This window comes from Actinomadura bangladeshensis (assembly GCF_004348335.1).
In the GTDB taxonomy this organism is placed as follows: Bacteria; Actinomycetota; Actinomycetes; order Streptosporangiales; family Streptosporangiaceae; genus Spirillospora; species Spirillospora bangladeshensis.
In genome coordinates this window covers 1-4,051 of the sequence record NZ_SMJW01000424.1, presented here as the reverse complement: position 1 = coordinate 4,051, position 4,051 = coordinate 1, and the positions used below count along the sequence as shown (strand labels likewise).

The following is a 4,051-nucleotide window of genomic DNA, read 5'->3' as shown; positions in this document are numbered from 1 at the left end:
GGTGGTCGATCACCGCCGCGGCGGGGGTGATGCCGATGCCCGCGCTGATCAGGACGAGCGGGTCCTCCCCGTCGTCCACCACGACGTCGCCGAACGGCCGGGACAGCTCCAGTTCGTCGCCGGGGGCCGCGTGCTCGAACAGGTACCCCGAGACGGCCCCGTCCGGTGCGGCGCCCTCACCGCGCACCCGCCGGACGGTGATCTGGACGGTGTCGCCCGCGGCCCGCGACAGTGTGTACTGGCGGGGCTGGCGCAGGCCGTCCGGCAGCGTCACCGCGACGGACACGTACTGGCCGGGGCGGTGCGCGGGGGCCTCGCCGCCGTCGGCGGGCTCCAGGACGAGGGAGAAGACGTCCTCGGCCTCGTCCCGCCGGTCCGCGACGCGCCACGGCCGGTAGGGGACGGCCGGGTCGCAGGCGGCGTCCTGGTACAGCCGCGCCTCCTCGGCGATGAGGAGCGTCGCGAACAGCCAGTACACCTCCGACCAGGCGGCGTGCACCTCCGGCGTCACCGCGTCGCCGAGCACGTCGGCGACCGCGCCCATCAGGTGCCGTCCGACGACCGGGTACTGCTCGGGGCGGATGCCGAGCGAGGCGTGCTTGTGCGCGATGCGCGGCAGCATCTGCTGGAACGGCGTCCCGGAGTCGGGGTTGACCAGGTGCCCGGCGAACGCGGCGACCGAGCCGGCGAGCGCCCGGCGCTGCTCGCCGTTGGCCTGGTTGCCCTGGTTGAACAGGTGCCGCAGCTCGGGGTGCGCGGCGAACATCGCGGAGTAGAACCGGCCGGTGATCTCAACACCGTTGGCGCCGACGGCGGGCAGCGTGGCCCGCACGATGTCGGCGTGGTCGGACGAGAGCATCAGATGCCTTCCTGTGGGAGGCACCGCCGCGGGCTGCGGCGGCGACGGAGGGACTGCGCGCGGTGGACGCCCCAGACGACCTCCCGATCTTATTGGCGATGCGCCAATAAGGGCTGTGATGTGCGCCACACCGATCACGGTCGGCGAGGTTCAGATCAAGCGCTTTGCTGATCATCGCTATGGCCTTGACCGCACCGGTTCGCATCGGTCAGGGCCGGCCGCTCGCCGGCGGCCGGGATGCGGCGGCCGGTGACCCGCCACAGCGGGACGCGGATGAAGTGGTCGCGCGGCCCCGGCGCCCACGGCCGCAGCGGCAGCCCGGCCACCCGCGCGGCCTCCGCCGGGTCGGTCACCGCGCGGGCCTGCCCGACCGCCGTCACCGACCAGCCCGTCCGGGCGGCCGGGTCGAACGCGTCCACCTCGAACGCGACGATCGCGCCGCGCAGCGCGGCGTCGAACTTCGAACCCGGCGCGGTGCGGATGACCACGGCCTCGTCGCCGTCCAGCACGAAGGTCACCGGCTGGATCGCGGGCAGGGCCTGATCGGTGTAGACCACGCGCCCGACCGGCGCGGACCGCAGCAGCGCGAGGCACTCCTCGCGGCCGAGGATCTCCAGGTCTTCTCCGGTGGATCGCATACCACCAGCCTCCTCGCCGGGAGGCGGCGGATACAGGGGCGAACGTCCCCCTGGCGCCCGGCCACCGGTCCCTTACCGGAGAGGCCGTCAGGTCTCGGCGGGCACCGGTCCGCCGATCCGCCGGCCGGTGATCAGCTCGGGGCGGATGCGGACGAAGTACTCCCGCTCGCCGGGCGCCCAGCTGCGCAGCGGCAGGGCCTCCAGCGCGGCCGAGTCGGCCGGGTCGGTGACGTGCCGGGCGGGCCCGACCGCGACCACCGACCAGCCCGTCTTCGCCGCCGTGTCGAACTCGTCGATCTCGAACGCGACGATCGTGTCCGCGGCGGCCTTGGCGAGCCGCGACGTCCGCGACGTCCGGATCACGATGTCGCCGCCGCTGACGGCGAAGTTCACCGGCTGGACGGCCGGCAGCGCGTGGTGGGTGAACACGATCCGCCCGATCTCCGCGCGCGCCAGAAGACGGCGGCACTCGTCCTCGTCGAGGATCTCCAGGCCGCTGTGGTCGAGCTGCATGCGTCCAGCGTGGACGGCCCTGCGCCCCGCCGTTAGGGACCAAGGTCCCGAATCCCGGGGTGGTGCCTGACCAGGCCCGGAGGGACGGTAACGTCCCGGACAATCCCGACGATCCCGCCTGGAGGTCCCCGTGCTCGCCCTCACCACCGCCGACGTGCGCCTGTTCCTGCACGTGCTCGCAGCGACGATCTGGGTCGGCGGCCAGATCACGCTCGGCGCGCTCGTGCCCGCGCTGCGCGGCTACGAGGGCGTCACCAAGGTCGCCGCGCGCCGCTACAACCTGGTCGCCTGGCCCGCGTTCGCCGTCCTCGTCCTCACCGGCATCTGGAACACCACCGCCGGGGACATCGGCGGCCCGGCGCAGCGCACCCTCGAAGTGAAGATCGTGTTCGTCCTGCTGTCGGGGGTGGCGGCGTTCCTGCACACCCGCGCCACGTCCAAGGCCGGCCTCGCCGTCTGGGGAGCCCTCGGCATGGTCGGCGCCCTCGCCGCCCTCCTCTTCGGCGTCCAGCTCGGCTGACCGGCGCCCGCCGCTTCCGCCGTGGACCGGCCCGCGGGCGGATCCTCTAGGTTTGCCCTATGAGTGAATCTGTGGCGGTGGGGCTGGTCGGAGCGGGACCCTGGGCGGGCATGGTCCACGCGCCCGCGCTGGCGGCGGGACCGGCGACGCGGCTCGCCGGCGTGTGGGCGCGGCGGCCCGAGGCGTCCGCCGAGCTGGCCGCCAAGCACGGCGCGCCCTCGTTCGCGCGGATCGAGGCGCTGTTCGACGCCTGCGAGGCCGTGGCGTTCTCCGTCCCGCCGGACGTCCAGGCCGACCTCGCCGCCCGGGCCGCCCGCGCGGGGAAGGCCGTCCTGCTGGAGAAGCCCCTCGCCATGGACCTGGACGGCGCCCGCCGGGTGGCCGGGGCCATCGCGGACGCCGGCGTCGTCTCGCAGATGGTCTTCACGCTGCGCTACTCCCGCGCGGCCCGCGACTTCCTCGCCCGGGTGGGCGGCCTCGACCCGTTCGGCGGCTACGGCTCGTTCGTCTCCTCGGTGCTGAGCGGCGGGCCGTTCGCCACCCCGTGGCGGCTGGAGAAGGGCGCGCTGCTCGACCTCGGCCCCCACATCGTCGACCTGCTGGACGCCTCGCTCGGCCGCGTCGCCGGCGTCCGCGCCCACGGCGACCCGCTCGGCTGGCTCGGGCTGACCCTGGAGCACGAGGGCGGCGCGGTCAGCCAGGCGTCCGTCTCGATGGCGGGGACGGGGGAGCTGCCGCCCGCGCGCGTCGAGGTGTACGGGCGCAAGGGGCACGCCGTGCTCGACTGGTCGCAGCTCGGCGACGACGCGTTCGCGACGATGGTCGCCGAGTTCGCGGCGGCCGTCCGCGGCGGGCAGTCGCCGGCCCTGGACGCCGCGCACGGCCTGCGCATCCAGGAAGTCCTCGCCTCCGCCGAGGCCCAGCTCGCCGGGGAGGGCTGAACCCGTGCCCCGGACGATCGAGGAGATCCTCGCCGACGCGCGCGGCCGCCTGGCCCGCCTGGACCCCGGCCGCGCGCACGCCGAGATGAGCGACGGCGCCGTGCTGGTCGACATCCGCCCGGCGGCCCAGCGGGCCGACGAGGGGGAGATCCCCGGCGCGCTGATCGTGGAGCGCAACGTCCTGGAGTGGCGCTTCGACCCGGCCTCCGGCGCCCGGCTGCCCGAGGCGACCGGGCACGACGTCCGCGTGATCGTGTTCTGCTCGGAGGGCTACACCTCCAGCCTCGCCGCCGCGTCCCTGCACGACCTCGGCCTGACCCGCGCGACCGACATCGACGGCGGGTTCCGCGCCTGGCGCGCCGCCGGGCTGCCGACGACCGGGGGCGCCGGCCGCTGACCGCCGCCGCACGCACAATTCACCTGTTTCGGCGGTCGATATCGCATCCGTCTTAGCCTCGGGCTTTCACCGGGCGGCGGGTCGAGAGTGACCGTTTAGACAAGAAAAGTGCTCCCGAGCTGGGAGGATAGGGCTTGTCGAGAGTCCTGTCCGCACCAGTCCGAAAGCACTTTTCACGTGAAG

The 4,051-nt window shown here is 74.4% G+C and carries 6 protein-coding genes; 3 read left to right on the top strand and 3 right to left on the bottom strand.

The window, feature by feature from the left end; translation table 11 throughout:
• The 3 genes from E1284_RS39115 to E1284_RS39105 form a co-directional block, all read right to left on the bottom strand.
• Positions 1 to 859, bottom strand: an 859-nt coding sequence (locus E1284_RS39115; RefSeq protein ID WP_131945183.1) for a globin domain-containing protein, incomplete at its 3' end; no start/stop codon positions are given.
• Positions 860 to 1,014: 155 nt separating this feature from the next.
• Positions 1,015 to 1,497 carry a pyridoxamine 5'-phosphate oxidase family protein gene (locus E1284_RS39110; protein ID WP_131945182.1) on the bottom strand — a complete coding sequence of 161 codons (483 nt, stop codon included), beginning with the start codon at positions 1,495 to 1,497 and terminating at the stop codon, positions 1,015 to 1,017.
• Positions 1,498 to 1,584: 87 nt separating this feature from the next.
• Positions 1,585 to 2,010 (bottom strand): pyridoxamine 5'-phosphate oxidase family protein, encoded by a 426-nt coding sequence (locus tag E1284_RS39105; RefSeq protein ID WP_131945181.1) that lies wholly within the window; start codon positions 2,008 to 2,010, stop codon positions 1,585 to 1,587.
• A 130-nt stretch (positions 2,011 to 2,140) separates the two neighbouring features.
• On the opposite strand from E1284_RS39105, the gene E1284_RS39100 reads away from it, so the two are divergent.
• The 3 genes from E1284_RS39100 to E1284_RS39090 are packed head-to-tail and all read left to right on the top strand — an operon-like array spanning position 2,141 to position 3,868.
• The gene (locus tag E1284_RS39100) at positions 2,141 to 2,530 is read left to right on the top strand and encodes a hypothetical protein (protein ID WP_131945180.1); all 390 of its coding nucleotides are present in this window, start codon (positions 2,141 to 2,143) and stop codon (positions 2,528 to 2,530) included.
• Between the two features lie 59 nt (positions 2,531 to 2,589).
• Positions 2,590 to 3,471, top strand: a complete 882-nt coding sequence (locus E1284_RS39095; protein ID WP_131945179.1) for a Gfo/Idh/MocA family protein — start codon at positions 2,590 to 2,592, stop codon at positions 3,469 to 3,471.
• A gap of 4 nt (positions 3,472 to 3,475) precedes the next feature.
• Positions 3,476 to 3,868, top strand: coding sequence for a rhodanese-like domain-containing protein (locus E1284_RS39090; RefSeq protein ID WP_243715014.1), 393 nt, complete (start codon positions 3,476 to 3,478; stop codon positions 3,866 to 3,868).
• The last annotated feature ends 183 nt before the right edge of the window (positions 3,869 to 4,051 follow it).